The sequence below is a fragment of the Neorickettsia sp. 179522 genome, assembly GCF_001593535.1.
In the GTDB taxonomy this organism is placed as follows: Bacteria; Pseudomonadota; Alphaproteobacteria; order Rickettsiales; family Anaplasmataceae; genus Neorickettsia; species Neorickettsia findlayensis.
This window is the reverse complement of record NZ_LNGI01000001.1, coordinates 704,077-723,335: the sequence shown is the minus strand read 5'-3', so window position 1 is coordinate 723,335 and position 19,259 is coordinate 704,077. Positions and strand designations below refer to the sequence as shown.

Here is a 19,259-nt window from a genome sequence, read left to right as displayed (position 1 = left end):
TAAGCAGAGACCTAGACTCTACTTGGTCCTAAGAGTAATCGGTCTGCGGATAGGCGCTTGTAAAAAGCCTTTCTATGATTTGTTCCTGAGTGTGTGATTCTTGTACAGAGTGAAAAGAAGGAAGTTATTGCTAAGTTTCTACATCAAGGTCATTGCTACCTTTTTTCTTGGGTTTTCCTGTGGTGTTCCAACTGTCCTCGTCGCGCCCACTCTAAGTGTGTGGCTAGCAAAGGCTGGTGTAAACTGTTCAAGTATTGGGTTGTTTGCCCTCGTGGGTATACCATACGTAGTAAAGTTCCTATTTGCACCATTTTTTGACCTCTATACTGTCCCAATACTTGGTCGATGCTTCGGGCAAAAAAGAGGGTGGATACTGCTATTGCAGCAGTGTGTTTTTTTCTCGATTGTCGGACTGAGCTTCATGAATCCCTTAAAAAATATATATCTCATGGGCTTTTTTGCTTTGGTCGTCGCATTTTTTTCTTCCCTTCAGGAAGTTGTGGTTGATAACTATCGAATTTCTATTTTGAGAACAAAAGAGCAACTAATAGGTTCTTCTAACGTGTTACTTGGATGGAGGGTCGCACATTTAATCAGTGGTGCTCTAACACTTTTTCTAGTTGATTATCTTTGTAACTCATACGGATTGTGTGAGGATTTTATTAATTGGAGAATACTCTATATCTTCTCAGCCTTTTTAAGCTTGAGTGCTAGTGTAACGGTTCTGTGCATGGGTGAACCAAAACTGAAAGCTTTAAAAAAGGAAATGAGTACCAATTCACGATCTTTCCTTCCTGAGACAATCATCCAACCACTGAGAGAGATTCTACAAATGAAGAAGAGTGTTTATATTATCATTTTGGTTGTTATATATCGTTCTTGTGATTCACTCATAGCGACGATGATTTCTCCATTTCTTTTAGAAATCGGCTTTTCACTCACTGAGATCGCAGTTGTTGCAAAAACATTTGGTTTGCTTTTTCTTATTGTGGGGGGTGTTATTGGTTCAAGAATTGTCTATAGGTATGGGATTATCAAGGGGCTTATTTTTGGAGCCGTAGTGCAGATGCTTTCGAATGTGATGTTCGTTGTGCAGTCAAAGGTAGGATACAATCTTCCATTGCTGTACATGACCATAGCAACGGAAAATATTTGTGGGAGTATTGCTACCACGTCTATTATTGGATATATCTCAGGACTTGCAAGCAAAGCTCGCTTTTCCGGGAGTGTATATGCAATTTTCAGTTCCCTCTTTATAGTAGATCGCTCGGTTTTACCTGTCGTTGCAGGGCTAATTGCTGACTATTTTGGGTGGACGGTTTTGTTTGTTACAAGTGTTGTCTCAGGTCTTCCAGCATTGTTTTTGGTCTTGTTTCTAGAGAAATACGCCAAAATCGAAAAGTCTTCGCGATGAGCATGTGTCATTTGCTTTTGTTCTGTGATGCTGCTGTGATTAATTTGCGTCATTGGCTTACTTTCTGAATTTATTAAACTATTTAGCTAGAACCTTGTAGCTGATAAATGCTCTTTTGTCTTTCAGCAGAGCGCTTTTGCTTGGAGAGCTGTCTGTGATGTGTGTAGGACTGGTAGTAGAGTTTTGAGTTTGAAGAAAGTTCTCTAGTGCTTATGACTTACGACGTGGTGAAAATGATTTTGCAAAGTGTTGGTGTGGTCTATCACAAGCAATATCAATGTATTTTATAAAAATTTTAAATTTTAAAAATTATCAGCATTGAAAAATTCTTTATTTTGTGTAAATACTTAAAAAATTAATTATATGAGTGAGAGTATACGTTATGATCAACGAATCGCTAGATTGCTGTTCTTCTTGTTGTGAGTATGCGGCGGAACCTGCGGAATTTGAGTGGAATGTATCATTGGAGTTATCTGGCTTTGTTCAGTTTCCAGCTATTTCTACTGACTCTAGCAAAACAACACAAGCGGACAATTTAGCTAAAACTGATCTCATGGCATCTGCAATAAACTATATGAAGTCTTTGTTACACCTAGAGGAATAGGTCTATTGTAGACATATCAAATTCTCGGCTTTGGTGGCCTTTCTGGTACTGTTGAGAATCTCCTCTCAACTCGGTAGGGTAGGACCGTTTTTTCTATGGAAGTCTTAGATCTGCAAGAATTTGTGGCGCTGAAGCTGCATTTATACTTCCGTTCATTAGCGTAATGCGCTCCAAACAAACAGTAGTTCATTAGAACTAAGGGAAGTTTGCAAACGGTGTCCTACATTAATACTTCTTCCTCTCCATGCCGTGCCTCTGTAAGTCAAACTAGAGTAGGGTGCGTTTGTATGCTGACAACAGTGCATCAATCTTAATTTTACTGGATTTCCCCATTTCCAGTACAGCTTCCTGTGTAACCTTACCAATTTTTGTAATCTCTGTCTCTAAAAATGTGTCCATGAAAGCCAACTCGTTTTTCGGGGCGACAGTGACAATAATTTCATGTGATTTTTCAAGATTCTCTTTCTTGTCTTCAAGGGAAATCATTCCACCATGGCCGTTAGCCATAAGCATTTTTGCGATTGATACAAGCCTTCCACCTGACCCTACTGGAATAGCAGAAGCTACTAATTTATTTTTCAGTGCCAAGTGATAGCGTCTGAAAACTTCCAAGGCTCTTTTTGCTTCCACGTTCATATCGATGAGGTATATTAAATCCTCTGGATATTTTGTATCTAGCGAAACGATATCTTCGTAATCATCCACTATTCCGATTGCGGTTATTAACAATGAGGGGATATTGGAAACTTTGACTTTTGCACCTGAGGCAGTGTATCCGCTAAAATCATTAAACATGCTGTCCTTTCCCGAAATGAAAGGAGTGCCTAAAGCTATAGAGATATCGTGACAAGCTCTCCCGGCTTCTTTGAGTAGCCATAGTTTTTCTGGATCATTCGAGTCGGACCAACAAAAGTTATCTAGAAGAACAATTTTGTGAGGGTTTACTCCGATTGTTACTAAGTTCCTTACTGCTTGTTCAATCGAAGAGCATGTGTCCAAATATGGATCACGTGTCATAATTGCTAAGTCTTGCGCTTGCCCTATGCACTTCTTAGAGTTGTGTAACGGTTTTATTGCTGTTACCTCTGAGAAAATTTTATTTCTTCCTTGTAGTGGTTTGAGAATAGATGTTCCCTGAACTTCATGGTCATACTGCTTTGCTATAAATTTTCTGCTGCAGACATTTTTATCTCTAATTGTTTCCTCAAGGGATGAGAAGGTCACATGAGGCTTTTCTGGCATTTCTTTTGGTTTTTTCGTTTGTAAATGGACCGTAGGGTTTCCATCATGTAGAAAGTGCAATGACAAATCAAAAACAGTTGTGCCCTCGAAAGTGATAAGTCCTCTGCCGGATTTGTTAAATTCACCTATGACAGCAAACTCAACACCATGTCTGGTCATAATGTGCCCGAAGGTCTCTAACTTTCCGCGTGGAACTGCAAATGTCATTCTTTCTTGAGATTCAGAGATCCATATCTCCCACGGTGCAAGCCCACTTGTCTTTAAAAGCACTTTTTCGAGATGCACTACAAATCCCTCTCTTCCCATTTCTCCAACAGAAGAAGATAACCCACCGGCTCCATTGTCAGTAATAGCGTTATAAAGTGCTGCGTCTCTTACTTCACGTATTATTGCATCGGAAAGCTTTTTCTGTGTAAAAGGGTCGCCTAATTGAATCTCAGTACCTTTGACATTTGAGTCTGTTATTCCAGCTGAAGAAAAAGTTGCTCCGTGTATGCCGTCCCGTCCCGTTCTTCCACCCGCTATGACAATCAGATCCCCATCCTCTGGTCCTTTTATCCAGGATTCTTTCTCTGCAATTTTCGCTGGGATTATGCCTGCACATCCGACAAACACGAGTGGTTTTGCTTTGAATGCGCTGCTGAAATAAAGTGCGCCTTGTGGAGTTGGAATACCAGAACAATTGCCTCCAGTGTTGACACCCTGAATTATTCCCTTAAGGATGCTTCGCGAATCCAGTTTGGGTTTTGTCTTATGTATATCGTGATACAAATCTAGTCTTTCAGTGTCTGGGTCTTCAACGCAGAAAGCATAATAATTTGCTATAGGTTTTGCTGCCAGCCCAAAACCCAGAATATCTCTGTTAACTCCAAGAATTCCTGTCATTGCACCTCCGAAGGGTTCCAATGCAGAAGGGCTGTTATGTGTCTCGACCTTTACGCAGATGAGATGATCCTTATCGAACCAAATTGCACCTGCGTTGTCAGTGAATACGGAGGCACAGATATGGTTTGGATTATTTCTTATGATCGTCTCAGTCGACTTTTTTATGTATCCCCGGAATATTCCTTCTTGTAGGTCATCTATAGGATAAGACATGATGTTGTGCTTACAGTGCTCAGACCAAGTCTGTGCAATAGTCTCAAGTTCTATGTCACGCAGGTGGCTCCTGCCTTCCTTTGACCTAAAGTGCTCAGCTATTTTGGATAGTTGAACTTCACTGAGGTTGAGTGCGTTCTGACGATTGAAAGCATCTAATTCCTCTAGAGTGAGATTTTGTGTCTTACCAGAAGAAATGATATTTAAACTCTCGTAAGGGTAGTAGAATGTTACTTTCCTGCTATGGATGGCTTGCAGTGAGATTTCCTCAATCATGGGATTGTACAGCAGATTAAGGTTGGGCAACCTACCTCTTCCTATCATGAGTGTGCTTGTTTCTACTTGTATGTCTTGTTCTATTGTGTTGATGCCCCTTTGCCTCAGTAATGTGGTCACAATATCCAAGATTACTTCCGCTAATAAGTTCTTTACTCCTCGGAGGGTTTGTTTTTCTATTACCCAGAAGTCGCTTGTATAACATCTTCTGAAATCCCATAGAATACTACTGCCTTCGTGCTGACTTATTTCACTGGTTTCAAAAATTTCTATTTTGTTGTGATCCGCGTTGTAAATGAAGCACCTGAATTGTTCTGCAACATGATTAGTCAATGCGTGCACGATCTCCAATAGACTTTCCTTAGAAGAGTGATTTGTGGAATGGAATCGGTACACATCAATAACTTCCCGAATATTGATCACACCATCGCTTTCAAGTGTCGTGATTCTTGGATCTGAGTGCGGTTTACGAACTTCTATGATTGCCTGCATTGCCTGAGAACTTCTACTCCTTTGTCATCCTTATACTTGGGACCAGTCATGATTAAATCGCTTTATTATGACTGGGTCAATGTGAGGACAATCTTCGTTTATACTGTTAATCGATCTCGATTGTGGAGATTGCAATTGCAGGATGAAGTTTTATACGAATCTTGTTTTGCTGATGGTGTAAAAATGTTCTCACTTTCTCGTCAAGTAATAGAGTGTTAGGATCTACATGCAGGTAGCGTCTACATAATGAAAGTCATTGCAACCAATAAAAAAGCCCGATTTGATTACTCATTAGTTGATGAGTTTGAAGCCGGGATTGTCTTACTTGGAACGGAAGTTAAGGCTTTGAAATATCATTCAGCTTCATTAAACGAGGCCTTTGTTGCCTTCAGGCGTTTTGAGCTATGGCTTAATAACATGCATGTTCCACCCTATAAGCCTGCAAGTAGGTTCAATCACGTTCCTACTAGGTCTCGTAAATTACTTGTCCACAAAAGGCAGTTAAACAAAATATCCGGTGCAATAAGAACTAAAGGATTAACTCTAGTTCCATTATCTATATACGTGAACGAGAATGGGCTTATAAAAGTTAGGTTTGCCTTAGCAAAAGGTAAGAAAAAATATGACAAGCGTCAGGATATCAAGGATCGTGATTGGGCAAGGAAGCAGGCCCGGCAGGATTTCAGTTAGTCATACACGCGTCTATCTATTTATGAGGCAGTCACTTTACTTTGTATTGCCTGGACCCTATGTGCAGATGAAGCAATTTTTCCTTTATATCACGCACATTCTGCTTTCTATACTAATGCGAAAGAGTAGATATTCCGGGTTTTTGGGCGGAGCAGTTAAGATGTGTATAAGATCCCTGAGAGCTAGACGCGTATTTTGATTTGTTTGGATTGATCATTTCTGTAACGACATAGAAACACGGATGTGGCCCTCTGATTTTTTCCTTTTACGTCTCTGTATTTTGTTGTATTGACACTGAACAAATAGAGCTCATTACCTGCGTGCGTGTATTTTGAATAGGAGTCATAGCTTGTTTCCACGTAATGAGTGTGTTGAAATCAAATGGTTTTTATTTTGCAAAGCTTAGATCCTTATGAGAGCAATCCAAGAGATATAGTTCTACCATCAGTATGGAAGAACAAGTTGTTCTAAGTAGCTAACTGATGTGCTAGGATCGCTGTACGCACTTGTAGCTCAGTGGATAGAGCGTTGCTCTCCGGAAGCAAAGGCCGTAGGTTCGATTCCTATCAAGTGCACCATTAACCATTAAATGTGGAAAAGGAGACTAGAAGTTTTTACTGTAGCGTGCGGAGTTACATTTTTACGAGGTGTGTCTTTGAACTTATCCTCGTTTTTTGTTAGTCGTTTGTACTAAAGTAGTTCCTCACAGAATCTTCCTTCAATTTTTGGAACACTTTTTCTGTCTGTCCGTGTTCTACAATTTTTCCCTTTTCTAGGTATACGATTGAATCGGAAATGTTTCGTGCTTGTTTCATGGAATGTGTCACGATTATGATGGTGAACTTCTTTTTTAGTTCTATAACGAGGTCCTCTATGAGTTTTGTTGCTTTTGGGTCAAGAGCAGAACAAGGCTCGTCCATTAGGAGTATAGTTGGCTTGACTGCTACAGCTCTAGCTATGCAAAGCCGTTGTTGCTGTCCACCTGAAAGTTCCATTGCATTTTGATGCAGATTCTCGTGCACTTCTTCCCAAAGTCCGCTCCTTAGGAGACTCTTACAAACAATTTCGTCTAATTGGCCACGTTTGTTTGTTATTCCTTGGAGCCGCGGACCGTAAGCGACATTATCATATATTGATTTTGGAAAAGGGTTTGGTTTTTGAAATACCATTCCAACTCTGGTACGTAGCATTACCACATCTACTGTTGGGGCATAGATATTGTAATTGTCTATCAATAGCTCACCCGTGATCCTGCAATCATCAAAGAAGTCATTCATCCTATTGAAGCATCTCAAAAGGGTCGTTTTTCCGCATCCGGACGAGCCTATAAGCGAAGTTACGGATTTTGAGTAGATATCGAAGTTTATATCTTTAAGGACATGTTTTGCTTTATAGAAAACGTTGAGATTCTTTACGGATGCTTTGATTTTTTTATCTAAAGACATAAGAGTCAGATCTATTAATTACTACGAAAGACGCGTTCCATATCTCACTGCTATTTTAGGAGAAACGCGATTCCTTCCGGGTCTTTAACTGCTATGTCTATCTAATCGAGCAGTAACCCCTCCTATAGTAGACCAAAGGAAGGGATTTTGAAACATTAAGCTTTTTTTCTTCTACCGTGGCGACAATGATTTTGTGATCGCCGGCATCGTACCTATACTTAGTACGACAATGCATCCAGCACAATGCTCTTTTCAATTCCAAGCTTGTTGAAAATTCCTTTTCCCACGCTTGGATATTATTCTGCGAGAATGAAACTGAGGTTTGTGCAGCTGTTTCGTCTAATACGCTCACCACAAAGTCTGTTGCGGGGAAGAAGATGTCAAACCTATTGGAATTTCTATCTAGGCAGTATGAGATTAACTGGGGCTTCAGTGAAACTGAGCAGAGTGAATTAACAGTTATTCCGTACTTTTCTCCCATGAACTCAGTTGTCACAACTGATACTCCTGTAGCAAATCGACTCATACACTCTTTAAATAGGGCTTCATCACTCATAGTCTGCCTAGTAGGATAACAAGAAAAATTAGCACGCCAACAAAGTTCATTCGCTTGAATGTCATTTCACAGCTTTTTGGATCGTCTAAGTCTATAGAGTCTGTAAATTTTTCCTCCATAAAGAAGAGGGCTGCTAAGCCAATGTAATACAGAAGGTTAAGTCCAGGTAATACAGCAGAGAAAGCAAGAAAGGATAGTGCTAGCCTTGCGTACTTCTTCAGCCATACTTTTGAGCCAAACTTCCCAAGTGAAACAGAATGTAATCCAAGTGCCGCATCATAGCGTTTGTCTTGGTGTCCGTAGATCGTGTCGTAGTAAAGTGTCCAGAAAAAACAAGCAAAATAAACAAAAAGTGCTGAGGTGTGAATGGAATTTACAACTACAATCGATGCGAAAAGGGCTCCAACATTGAAGACAATTGCAAGAAGCAATTGAGGGTAAGCAAAATATCTTTTGGAAAATGGATAAACCACCACTCCTACAATCGTGAGTGCGCCAAGTGCAGTTGCTTCAAAAGGAAGAAAAGCCAATAATGCTGTTGCTAGTATAACTAGAATTGAGAACAACAGTATTGCTTCGGTGACACTTATTTCTCCAGATGCTAAAGGCCTTGCAGACGTTCTTTTGACTTTTCCATCGATGTTGCGGTCAGCAATATCATTTGCAATACAACCTGCTGATCTTACCAAAAAAGCACCCAAAAGAAAAAATGGAATCCACAAAAACGAGTAGACACTATTTCCAAGAAGTGCGACTACGAACAAAGCGGGAAAAAAACACAACCACATTCCGCTAAGACTCTGGAACCGGATCAGGGAAGCATACTTTTTAATTTTCATTTTTCAAGGTAGTTCTATTAGGAAGTTGTAAGTTTAAGTTTCATTTTTGTAATACCACGCGAAGGAGTGAAATTCGAGTGTGTAAACTACGAAGATAAGGTATGCATTCATGGACGCTCAAGGTTCAAAGTGAGTCTTTTGTTTTATGGGTTCGGTGAAATCCAAGAAAATCGAACCGTTGACATTGTTTTTCTTTGCATGTAACCTGGGAACACGTGCTTCAAAAAACGCCGGTTTCGGTGGATGCACAGCCGTCGCTGTTCGCGCAGCGTGTTGTTTGAAAAGTTTGAAAGATTAATAGGTCTCAAATAAAACAGAAGTATGATAAGTAGGTTTTGTTCTGTACATAACCTAAGATGTATACTGTAAAAAACTAAGAGTGTCTGATGGATGCCTTGGTGCCAAGAGGCGAAGAAGGACGTGTTAGGCTGCGATAAGCCGCGGGTAGTTGCCAAAAAACGTTTATCCGTGGATCTCCGAATGGGGAAACCCGACTAGCTTGCTAGTCATTGCATACTGAATTCATAGGTATGTAAAGCGAACCCAGCGAACTGAAATATCTAAGTAGCTGGAGGAAAAGAAATCAACCGAGATTCCGCTAGTAGTGACGAGCGAACGCGGACCAGGCCAGTGGCTTGGACAAGAAAACTAGAATGCTCTGGAAAGGGCAGCAAGATAGGGTGATAGCCCCGTATAGGTAATGCTTGTTCAAGTCCTCGAGTAAGGCGGGACACGTGAAATCCTGTCTGAACGTGGGGGGACCACCCTCCAAGCCTAAATACTACTTGGCGACCGATAGTGAACTAGTACCGTGAGGGAAAGGTGAAAAGAACCCCTGTTAGGGGAGTGAAATAGATCCTGAAATCGGACACTTACAAACAGTCGGAGCCTGAGCATCGTCCTTCGGGACGGTGTCTGCGGGTGACGGCGTACCTTTTGTATAATGGGTCAGCGACTTAATTTATTGAGCAAGCTTAAGCCGTATCAGGTGTAGGCGTAGCGAAAGCGAGTCTTAATAGGGCGATTAGTTCAATGGATTAGACCCGAAACCAGGTGATCTAGCTATGGCCAGACTGAAGGTGCGGTAAGACGTACTGGAGGGTCGAACCCACTGGTGTTGCAATACCAGGGGATGAGCTGTGGCTAGGGGTGAAAGGCCAATCAAACCTGGAAATAGCTGGTTCTCCGCGAAATCTATTTAGGTAGAGCGTCGCATAATACATATTGCTGGGGGTAGAGCACTTGATGGGTTAGGGGGAGTAAAATCTTACTGAGCTCAGCTAAACTCCGAATACCAGTAATAGTTCTGCGGCAGACACACTACGGGTGCTAAGATCCGTGGTGAAGAGGAAAACAGTCCAGACCGCCATTTAAGGTCCCCAAATTGCAACTAAGTGTGGAAGGATGTTGGAAGGCCAAGACAGCTAGGAGGTGGGCTTAGAAGCAGCCATCCTTTAAAGAAAGCGTAACAGCTCACTAGTCTAAATAAGCTTTCCTGCGCCGAAGATGTACCGGGGCTAAAGTTGTATACCGAAAATGCGGATTGTTGCGGGTATCCCCGCAGCAATGGTAGCGGAGCGTTCCATAAGCCGTTGAAGGTCGACCGTGAGGTCGGGTGGAGGTATTGGAAGTGCAAATGCTGACATGAGTAGCGTAAGGAGTGTGAAAAACACTCCCACCGAAAACTTAAGGTTTCCTGTTTAAAGTTAATCTGAGCAGGGTTAGTCGGTCCCTAAGACGAGTCCGAAAGGGGTAGTCGATGGAAACAAGGTTAATATTCCTTGACCTGTAAGTAGTGACGGGTTGCTGTGGTGGTATTCTCTTATTGGATTGAGAGTGCTGCTTATGCGGCTCCAAGAAATAGCTCTTACATATAGGCCGTACCGCAAACCGACACAGGTAAGTGGGTAGAGTATACTTAGGTGATTGAGATAATGATGTTGAAGGAACTCGGCAAATTACATCCGTAACTTCGGGAGAAGGATGACCTTGTTGTGGGCAACCACGATAAGGTGGCACAAGCCAGGGGGTAGCGACTGTTTACTAAAAACACAGGACTCTGCGAACACGTAAGTGGAAGTATAGGGTCTGACGCCTGCCCGGTGCCGGAAGGTTAATAGGAGAGGTGAATAGCTTTGAATTGAAGCCCCGGTGAACGGCGGCCGTAACACTGACGGTCCTAAGGTAGCGAAATTCCTTGTCGGGTAAGTTCCGACCTGCACGAATGGCGTAACGACTTCCCCGCTGTCTCCAACATTAACTCAGCGAAATTGAACTCCCCGTGAAGATGCGGGGTACCTGCGGTCAGACGAAGAGACCCCGTGCACCTTTACTGTAGCTTTACATTGGTATTAATGACAGGATGTGCAGGATAGTTGGGAGACAGTGAAACTCAGGCGCTAGTCTGGGTGGAGTCGTTGTTGAGATACCAACCTTCCTGTTATTGATATCTAACTCTGCTTTCTTATCGAGAGCGAGGACAGTGTATGGTGGGCAGTTTGACTGGGGCGGTCGCCTCCTAAAGAGTAACGGAGGCGTGCAATGGTAGGCTCAGGCTGGTTGGAAATCAGTCGTCGAGTATAATAGCATAAGCCTGCCTGACTGCGAGGCTGACAAGCCGAGCAGAGACGAAAGTCGGTTATAGTGATCCGGTGATTCCGCGTGGAAGGGTCATCGCTCAACGGATAAAAGGTACGCCGGGGATAACAGGGTAATAGCGTCCAAGAGTTCATATCGACGACGCTGTTTGCCACCTCGATGTCGACTCATCACATCCTGGGGCTGTAGAAGGTCCCAAGGGTTCGGCTGTTCGCCGATTAAAGTGGTACGTGAGTTGGGTTTAGAACGTCGTGAGACAGTTCGGTTTCTATCTGCCGTGGGTGTTGGAAATTTGAGAGGAGCTAACTCTAGTACGAGAGGACCGAGTTGGACATACCAATTGTGTACCAGTTGTCCCGCCAGGGGCACCGCTGGGTAGCTACGTATGGAAGGAATAACTGCTGAAAGCATCTAAGCGGGAAGTCCACCTCAAAACTAAATTTCCCTATAGGGCCGTGGGAGACTACCACGTTGATAGGCTGGGTGTGTAAGCGCGGCAACGCGTTGAGCTTACCAGTACTAATAGCCCGATCGATTTACAGTTTAGTCTTGGATTTTATGTACAGGACTGAGCCTACTTTCTGTGATTTCATGGGTCTAGTGATAATAGCGAAAGTGAAACACTCGACTCCATTCCGAACTCGAAAGTGAAACCTTTTTGCGCCGATGGTACTGCTTATGTGGGAGAGTAGGTGGTTGCTAGGTCCTTGAAATCACAGACATTTTGCATGGCTGCGTGTTTGGTTAGTGTCTCGAACGTATGTTGCTCGAACCTTTAGATTCGTCGGTTCTTCTTCCTCTTTATGAGAGAATGCTTTTGATCCGGCGCTTCGAAGAGAAGGCTGGGCAGCTTTACAGCATGGGTGAGATATGTGGGTTTTGTCATCTTTACATAGGGCAGGAAGCAGTTGCTGTTGGTTTGGAATATTGTTTGGGTAGAGAAGACTCTATCATTACCAGTTATAGGGATCATGGTATGATGCTTGCTCGAGGTTCTTCTCCCGACGTTATGATGGCTGAGCTTTTGGGAAAGTCTTCTGGTTGTTCTGCTGGTAAGGGTGGGTCAATGCATATGTTTGATCCTGAAAGGAATTTCTTTGGGGGTCATGGTATTGTTGGTTCGCAAGTTTCTCTTGGCACAGGAATTGCTTTCGCAGAGAAGTATAGGGGATCTAAGGCTGTTGTTGCAAGCTGCTTTGGGGATGGAGCGGTTAATCAAGGGCAGGTCTATGAATCTTTTAATATGGCCGCTTTATGGAAGCTTCCCGTCCTTTATGTTGTGGAGAATAACATGTACGCTATGGGTAGTTCTGTTGAGAGTGTATGTGCTAATCCTTCACTTTCTAACAGGGGCGAATCGTTTGGTATACCTGGCTACTCGGCTGATGGTATGGATCTCATGGATGTGATTCGTGTCACAATGGATGCGGTTGAGCATGTGCGGAACGGCAATGGTCCGGTTCTTGTGGAGTATAAAACTTATCGATTCAAGGGACATTCGATGTCTGATCCAGCTTTTTACAGATCGAAGGAGGAGGTTTGCTCTTTTAAGAAGCGGGATCCTCTGAAAGGTGTGGAGGCCTTGCTTCTGCAGGCAGGTGTGTTGTCCAGTGAGCTGGAGCGTGTACAGAAAGTAGTTAAGGAACAGGTATCAAGCAGTGTGGCTTATGCTCGCGCTTCTACTTTTCCTTGTCAGGCGAGTCTTATGACAGATATTTATTCAGAGTAAGAGTTGCTTTCTATGAGAAAGTTGTGAGTCTTCATATGGCTTGCAATTTTTTTCCGTGGTGTTAGCATTTCGGTGTTTCCCGTGTGGAATCGAATAATGATGATGCGCTCGAGCATTGTGAGGAAGGTGAGTGAAGTAATTCGCAGGGTGTGTAATTCACTTGTCAGAGATTTCCATGAGATACAGCGTTTACAAGGTTACCCAAATTTATCGTCGTTTGTTCAGGTGACGCATGAACGTTTACGATCGAAGTTATTGTCCGAGCTCGACAGTTATAATGCTGCTACCGGATCCAGGTACGAGTTTGTTCTTTTTCCAATAGATGGAAGAGAAAATTTTTTCCGCGGTATACCGGACTTTACGGTTTCTGTGCTGATAAAAAAAGATGGTAAGGCCTTTGCTTGTCTTGTTGAGCTTCCTATGACTCATACTACGTTTTATGCGGAGTTATCTTCAGGAGCTTATCTTGAAGATCTTGGAGGGACGATGCGTCTGAAAATAAAAAACTGTGTAACTTTGGATATCACTAAAGCAGTAGTCTTTCTTGATTGTGTGGAAAATCAATTAAGTCTTGCGGGACGCAGAATGTTAGGTTGCAATAGTCTGGCTGCCTGTTATGTTGCTTCTGGCAGGGGAGATATTCTACTTCTAAAAGTAGGAGATGTTAATCCGGAGTTGTTGTTGCTGATAAGATTGCTGATAGCAGAGAGTGGGGGAAAAGAATTGTGGTTTCGGGATATGGTGTTATTTGCGCACCTGGATTTATGTGAAAAGTTCAAGCAATTGCTGGGTGTGACTCGGTAAAGGCGGACTCGCTTTTCAGGTAAGGTTATAATCAGTAAATTTTAGGTTGTGATGTCTGAACTCGATAGGAAGTCGCTTGTTGTTAACGTAGCTGGCGTTAAGATAGGTGGAGGAAACCCGATAGTCGTGCAGTCCATGACCTCTGGAAGCAGAACAAATCCAGATGACGTATCAGCAATAGCTGTAGATGAATCACGTGAAGCTGTGGCTTTAGCTATGGCTGGTTCTGAGCTAATAAGGATTGCAATAGACAGTGAGAAGGCTGCAGCAGCGATTCCTTACATAAGGGAAAATCTGGATAAGTCTGGCTTTGAAAAAGTTCCGCTTGTTGGATGTGGTCAGTATGAGATTAAGCGCGTGCTTGAAACCCAAGCTGAAGCGATCAGCTCTCTGGGTAAGATAAGAATTAATCCAGGTAATATAGGATTTGGTTCAAAAAGGGATGCAAATTTTGACAAAGTAATTGAGTTGATTTGCAAACACGATCTTCCAGTTAGAATTGGTGTTAACTGGGGGAGTCTAGACCAATCGGTGTTGCGTCAAATAATGGATGATAATGCGAAAAAGGAGAAACCAAGCTCCTACCATGAAGTACTGAGATGTGCACTGATTCAGTCTGTCTTGGCCAGTGCTAAGCGTGCTGAGCAGGTTGGACTATCACCAGATAAAATCATACTTTCCTGTAAGGTAAGCAATTTTCAGGATTTAGTAGCTGTTTACTCTTCCTTGGCCGAGCAATGTTGTTATCCGCTGCACTTGGGACTGACAGAAGCAGGTATAGGTACCTCAGGAATAATAAAAACGACTGCAGCACTCTCAGTACTTCTTAATAGGGGTATTGGCGATACAATACGCGCTTCTCTAACGCAGAAACCCGGCGAGTCGAGAGTAATAGAGGTCGAAACATGTAAGTTGATATTGCAGTCAATAGGTTTAAGGGTCTTTGCCCCTCAGGTTACTTCATGTCCTGGTTGTGGAAGGACGAATGGAAATTATTTTCAGCAGCTTAGCAATGATCTGAATGATTTTATAAGCGATAATCTTTTTGATTGGCAGAAACTTTATCCAGGTGTTGAGAATTTAAAACTTGCGGTGATGGGGTGTATTGTTAATGGTCCTGGTGAGAGCAAGCATGCGGATATAGGTATTAGTCTACCTGGTTATAATGAGAATATGGTAGCAGCGGTTTTTGTTGACGGAAAACTTTCAGCAAAACTTACTGGCACAAACATTCTCGAGGAATCAAAGCGAATTATTTTAGAGTACATCAGGGACAAGTATACGCCAAAAAGTTAGGCGAAGTGCTCTTGAGGAATCAAAGCGAATTGCTTTAGAGTACATCAGGGACAAGTATATGCCAAAAAGTTAGGCGAAGTGCTCTTGAGGAATCAAAGCGAATTGCTTTAGAGTGCGTCGAAAACTAGTGTGTCCTATAACGTTAGACTAGATCCGCGTCCATGGGAATCACGACTTTTGCTGTGTGGATGTGCTAAAATCTTCCCTGAGCAGTATGTCTAGTGCCCTGTCTCCGTATATCATAAAAAGAAGCTTGTAGAACGCACCTACCTTTGCGGCTTCTGCCTGTCTGAGCTGCGTCTTCACTTTTAACAACTCTAATTCAGCATCTATCACATTCAGGTTGCTTTTAAGATTAAGCTGTGCTTCCTGCCTGATACTATCGGCAGCAATATTGCTTGCTTTTACAAGTTCTTTTAATGCAGATGCTAAGAGTAAAGCATTGTGGTAATCGTTCCACGTGTTTTGGACCTCTTCCTCCAGAAGTTTGCTTTTTGCGTGGTACTCGTGTTCCTTAAGAGACCTATCTTCATATGCTATTGCTACGGCCAAAGTGTTTCTGCCTCCTGTGAAGAGTGGCATACCTATACTGATTGTCGTTTGTGCACCAACTCTCCGAAATCCACCAGCTATGTTTTCTTCGGATGGCACATAACGTAATGTTGTTTCAAGGCTCATTGCTGGAAGCCACCTTCCCATACTTTCCATTACCCTCAATTTTGCTGACTTTATAGCGTTCCTCGCTGCTTTTATAGGAGCATTATTTGCAAATGCAAGAGTAACACACTCTTGTAGAGTCTGTGGCAAGTACTGCACTTTCAAAATAGGGTCTTCGAGCTTTGTGTGCATGCTTTTCCTTCCAACCAGGTGGTAGAGAGATGCTCTACTACTCTCGGCCTTATTTTTGCTTTCCAAAAACTGAGATCGTGCCGACAGGAGCTTCGCTTTTGCGTATGCTAGTTCTCCTTTTGTACTTTCGCCTAATTTCAGCGACTTTTGCACTGCGTCCAGATTTATTTCCAGTGCACGTATGGTTTCCTTATGGAGAGTGAGGATCTCCTCTGTTCTGATTGCTTCCAGGTAGGCATGGATGACATGCAACATAACATTGTGAATGGCATCGGCATATAGGAAGGTCGCATTGAGATAGTCATGCTTTGCTAAGAGTAATTTAGACAGTGGGGCAAAGGGATTACCAATATTCTGTGTCACAGTCAGTCCAATTACTGGGTTTGCTTTAGTGCTTCCTGCAGGTGACCAAAACTTGCTGTCAAAATCATGTAGCAGTCCAAGTGAGGCCACTGGAAGGAGTTCCGAGATAGACATCTTTTTTCTTAAAGATGCGAGCTCGTGCTGCTTTGATAAAGATTTTACTGTGTCGTTGTTGAGCAGTGTGTCGTGAAATGCATCCTCCAGGCTGTAGGGATATGCAAAACCTACAAGTGAAAGCCATAGCAGTAAAAAAACCAAAAGGCGCATCTTCACATGCAAAGAACAAAGCGCAATAGTAGCACCTATAAGCCTATATTTCAAAATGTTCCCATAGGAATCTGTCTCGCTTTTAGAATTCGAATACTGCGAAATGGTTGTTTACTTTACTTCCGCTATAACAATTGTAGATATTCATGGATTCGCGTTTCCGAAATCAGACTAGTGCGCTATTCAATGATTTGTACGTCATTGGTTTTGTCTGATCTAGTTTGAGAACGTCTAGGTTGTTTATTGTTTGAGTGATTACTACCGTCGTATTGGTATATTTGGGTATTACTTCTACTCTTACTCTTAATTGCATTTGAATTTAGGGTTGTACTTGTTGTGCTGATACTAGCATTATTCGTGCTTTCATACAGTTTGTTTTCAGACTGGTCCTTGCACCATTTCGTTGAATCATAATTTCTTACAGCATTCACTAGAGCTATACCAAAGGTCGAGGAAGGACAGGCGTTGCAATACGTGATTGCCCTTTCAAGTGTTTGAGCTATTTGTTCCATGTTTACGGAACTTTTCCCAACTGATTGTATAGATGCAAGCACACGTAAAAACTGAGTCCTTTTATTGGAGTCACCAAGGCGTTCAACAACGGATGCACAAGGCTCCATGCCACCCTCCACGTAACTCATTGTTAAAAAATACTCCATAATAGGATTTGCTGCTGCAAATCCGGTGCTTACTGCTAGAACAACGAATAGTAAGAAAGGCAGACGCATAGGCGAAATGGACAACTCTCTGCAATGCTACCACATAAAAACTAACCAGAGTATAACTGCAATTCCACATGGACCGTCATGTCTGGTGTAGTCTCGTTGACGTATTCGATCTATAGTGCTGGTTAGAGCGGAAGATTATCGTGTTTCCTCCAAGGTTTTTCCATTTTCTTGCCAGCCAGCATTCTGAAGGCTTCTGCTATTTTTCTTCTGCTATCCGAAGGTTTTATTATATCGTCCAAGTATCCGCGCGCGGCAGGTATTCTTGGATTTGCAATCTGCGCTCTGTAATCTGATGCCAATTCCCTGATTCTATCTATTCTGTCTGGTGTATCGATTTCTCGCTTAAACACGATTTCTACGGCTGCTTCTGGTCCCATGACAGCAATTTCTGCATTTGGCCAAGAAAAGTTTATGTCTCCACCAAGATGTTTTGATCCCATCACTATATAGGCGCCACCATAAGCCTTCTTTACAATGAGTGTCACTTTTGGGACTGTTGCTTCAGCATACGCGTAAAGCAGTTTTGCTCCGTGTTTTATTATTGCATTTTGTTCTTGAGAGGATCCAGGTAAGAAACCTGGTACATCAACGAGCGTAAGGATCGGGATATTAAATGCGTCACAGAAACGAACAAAGCGTGCTGCCTTTCTAGAAGAATTGATATCAAGACAGCCTGCCAAAATAGATGGTTGATTTGCAACAACACCTATACAAATTCCGCCAATATGAGCAAAACCGATCAATACATTTTTCGCAAAATCAGGCGAAAGTTCAAAGAACTCTCCATCATCGACTATTGCCCGTATGATATTACCCATATCATATGGCAAGTTTGACACTACCGGAGTAGAACGATCTAACCACTCGATCTGTCTGAACACGGAATCAGTACATTCTTTTTGACGTGGGGCCTCGATGTTGTTTTGTGGCAGAAAATCAAGAAAATTTCTCACCATAATAAGCATCTCGACGGAGTTTTCGAATGCTTTATCGCATACGCCTGATTTTTTCGTGTGTATCTCGGAACCACCAAGCTCGTTTTGTGTAAGATCTTCCTTGAGAACGGTCTTCACAACTTTTGGGCCGGTAACGAACATGTAGCTCGTGTCTTTAACCATGAAAATAAAGTCGGTCAATGCAGGTGAGTATACAGCACCGCCAGCACACGGTCCCATAATCAATGAAATTTGTGGTACAACGCCAGAAAGTTGAACATTGCGCAAGAATATCTCACCGTATCCACCAAGAGAATCAACACCTTCTTGTATCCTTGCACCACCAGAATCGTTTATCCCGATGATTGGAGCACGAGTCTTGGCTGCAAGGTCCATAATTTTGCAGATTTTCGAAGCATTCTTTTCGCTGAGTGAGCCGCCAAAAACTGAAAAATCTTGCGAATACGCAAAGACACTCCTCCCATTGATTTGCCCATGTGCCGCAATGACACCATCCCCATCTATGGATTTTTTTTCAAGTCCAAAATTTGTACATCTGTGGCGAACCAAACTATCGATCTCCACAAATTTCCCATCATCGAATAGGATTTCTAGTCTCTCGCGGGCAGTAAGCTTAGAAGTTGGAGATTGCGTTTTTGTTGACTCACCCAGGGAAAGCTGAAGAGATTTTTGCATGCTAAAGGTGCCTGACTGGTAGAATGTATTATATCTAATTGATCTGTTTGCGGTCAATAAAGCGGTTTAAAAGATGTAGTAATAATGTTATCAAATCAACCCTTTCTGTGCTTTGCGTTTCCCTAATCTACAAGTGGCGTGTAGGGTTTTGCAGTGCGTGGTACCTGAATTATGTTTCGTGTTCCATTTTCATGTAGTGAATGCAAATTATTATCCGTATCTGTTGCCACTGGTGTTTTATCAATCTCATTTTTTTAGATACAGGCGTGGTGCTATGCAATAAAAATATAGTGCTACGTAACAATTTTTTCAGATTTATCTGACAGAAAGAAGTGAAT

The 19,259-nt window shown here is 42.4% G+C and carries 13 protein-coding genes, 1 tRNA gene and 2 rRNA genes; 9 read left to right on the top strand and 7 right to left on the bottom strand.

All coding sequences use genetic code 11. The features are described from left to right. Positions 1 to 109 precede the first annotated feature (109 nt). Together AS219_RS03320 and AS219_RS03315 are read left to right on the top strand one after the other, a co-directional pair. Complete coding sequence (locus AS219_RS03320) at positions 110 to 1,414, top strand: AmpG family muropeptide MFS transporter (protein ID WP_231861858.1); 1,305 nt, start codon at positions 110 to 112, stop codon at positions 1,412 to 1,414. Positions 1,415 to 1,796: 382 nt separating this feature from the next. After that, positions 1,797 to 2,018: a hypothetical protein gene (locus AS219_RS03315; RefSeq protein ID WP_156469324.1), complete on the top strand. Its 222-nt coding sequence runs from the start codon at positions 1,797 to 1,799 to the stop codon at positions 2,016 to 2,018. 267 nt (positions 2,019 to 2,285) lie between these two features. Here AS219_RS03315 and AS219_RS03310 read toward each other — a convergent pair whose 3' ends face one another. Beyond that, positions 2,286 to 5,126 carry an AIR synthase-related protein gene (locus AS219_RS03310; protein ID WP_067980063.1) on the bottom strand — a complete coding sequence of 947 codons (2,841 nt, stop codon included), beginning with the start codon at positions 5,124 to 5,126 and terminating at the stop codon, positions 2,286 to 2,288. A gap of 246 nt (positions 5,127 to 5,372) precedes the next feature. On the opposite strand from AS219_RS03310, the gene smpB reads away from it, so the two are divergent. Together smpB and AS219_RS03300 are read left to right on the top strand one after the other, a co-directional pair. Further along, positions 5,373 to 5,816 (top strand): SsrA-binding protein SmpB, encoded by a 444-nt coding sequence (gene smpB / locus AS219_RS03305; protein ID WP_067980060.1) that lies wholly within the window; start codon positions 5,373 to 5,375, stop codon positions 5,814 to 5,816. Between the two features lie 502 nt (positions 5,817 to 6,318). After that, positions 6,319 to 6,394, top strand: a tRNA-Arg gene (locus AS219_RS03300). 99 nt (positions 6,395 to 6,493) lie between these two features. Here AS219_RS03300 and pstB read toward each other — a convergent pair. The 3 genes from pstB to AS219_RS03285 form a co-directional block, all read right to left on the bottom strand. Beyond that, complete coding sequence (pstB, locus tag AS219_RS03295; protein ID WP_067980056.1) at positions 6,494 to 7,261, bottom strand: phosphate ABC transporter ATP-binding protein PstB; 768 nt, start codon at positions 7,259 to 7,261, stop codon at positions 6,494 to 6,496. A 97-nt stretch (positions 7,262 to 7,358) separates the two neighbouring features. Next, a complete protein-coding gene (locus tag AS219_RS03290) occupies positions 7,359 to 7,817 on the bottom strand; it encodes a flavin reductase family protein (RefSeq protein ID WP_067980054.1) in 459 nt (152 codons plus the stop codon). Next, positions 7,814 to 8,656 carry a 4-hydroxybenzoate octaprenyltransferase gene (locus AS219_RS03285; protein WP_067980051.1) on the bottom strand — a complete coding sequence of 281 codons (843 nt, stop codon included), beginning with the start codon at positions 8,654 to 8,656 and terminating at the stop codon, positions 7,814 to 7,816. The genes AS219_RS03290 and AS219_RS03285 overlap by 4 nt, the downstream gene beginning before the upstream one ends. A gap of 363 nt (positions 8,657 to 9,019) precedes the next feature. On the opposite strand from AS219_RS03285, the gene AS219_RS03280 reads away from it, so the two are divergent. The 5 genes from AS219_RS03280 to ispG all read left to right on the top strand — a co-directional run bounded on the left by AS219_RS03280 (position 9,020) and on the right by ispG (position 15,083). Then, a 23S ribosomal RNA gene (locus tag AS219_RS03280) occupies positions 9,020 to 11,798 on the top strand. Positions 11,799 to 11,850: 52 nt separating this feature from the next. After that, positions 11,851 to 11,959: ribosomal RNA gene (gene rrf / locus AS219_RS03275) — 5S ribosomal RNA — on the top strand. A gap of 55 nt (positions 11,960 to 12,014) precedes the next feature. After that, positions 12,015 to 12,983: a pyruvate dehydrogenase (acetyl-transferring) E1 component subunit alpha gene (gene pdhA, locus AS219_RS03270; protein ID WP_067980048.1), complete on the top strand. Its 969-nt coding sequence runs from the start codon at positions 12,015 to 12,017 to the stop codon at positions 12,981 to 12,983. Positions 12,984 to 13,109: 126 nt separating this feature from the next. Next, positions 13,110 to 13,787: an inositol monophosphatase family protein gene (locus AS219_RS03265; RefSeq protein WP_231861857.1), complete on the top strand. Its 678-nt coding sequence runs from the start codon at positions 13,110 to 13,112 to the stop codon at positions 13,785 to 13,787. 51 nt (positions 13,788 to 13,838) lie between these two features. Further along, on the top strand, positions 13,839 to 15,083 hold the full coding sequence (gene ispG / locus AS219_RS03260) for a flavodoxin-dependent (E)-4-hydroxy-3-methylbut-2-enyl-diphosphate synthase (protein ID WP_067980042.1): 1,245 nt from the start codon (positions 13,839 to 13,841) through the stop codon (positions 15,081 to 15,083). Positions 15,084 to 15,251: 168 nt separating this feature from the next. On the opposite strand, the gene AS219_RS03255 is transcribed toward ispG, so the two are convergent. From AS219_RS03255 to AS219_RS03245, 3 genes are all read right to left on the bottom strand, one after another. Next, on the bottom strand, positions 15,252 to 16,562 hold the full coding sequence (locus AS219_RS03255; RefSeq protein ID WP_067980040.1) for a TolC family protein: 1,311 nt from the start codon (positions 16,560 to 16,562) through the stop codon (positions 15,252 to 15,254). Positions 16,563 to 16,741: 179 nt separating this feature from the next. Beyond that, positions 16,742 to 17,305 (bottom strand): hypothetical protein, encoded by a 564-nt coding sequence (locus AS219_RS03250; RefSeq protein ID WP_231861856.1) that lies wholly within the window; start codon positions 17,303 to 17,305, stop codon positions 16,742 to 16,744. A 107-nt stretch (positions 17,306 to 17,412) separates the two neighbouring features. Further along, positions 17,413 to 18,921 carry an acyl-CoA carboxylase subunit beta gene (locus tag AS219_RS03245; protein ID WP_067980034.1) on the bottom strand — a complete coding sequence of 503 codons (1,509 nt, stop codon included), beginning with the start codon at positions 18,919 to 18,921 and terminating at the stop codon, positions 17,413 to 17,415. Positions 18,922 to 19,259 lie beyond the last annotated feature (338 nt).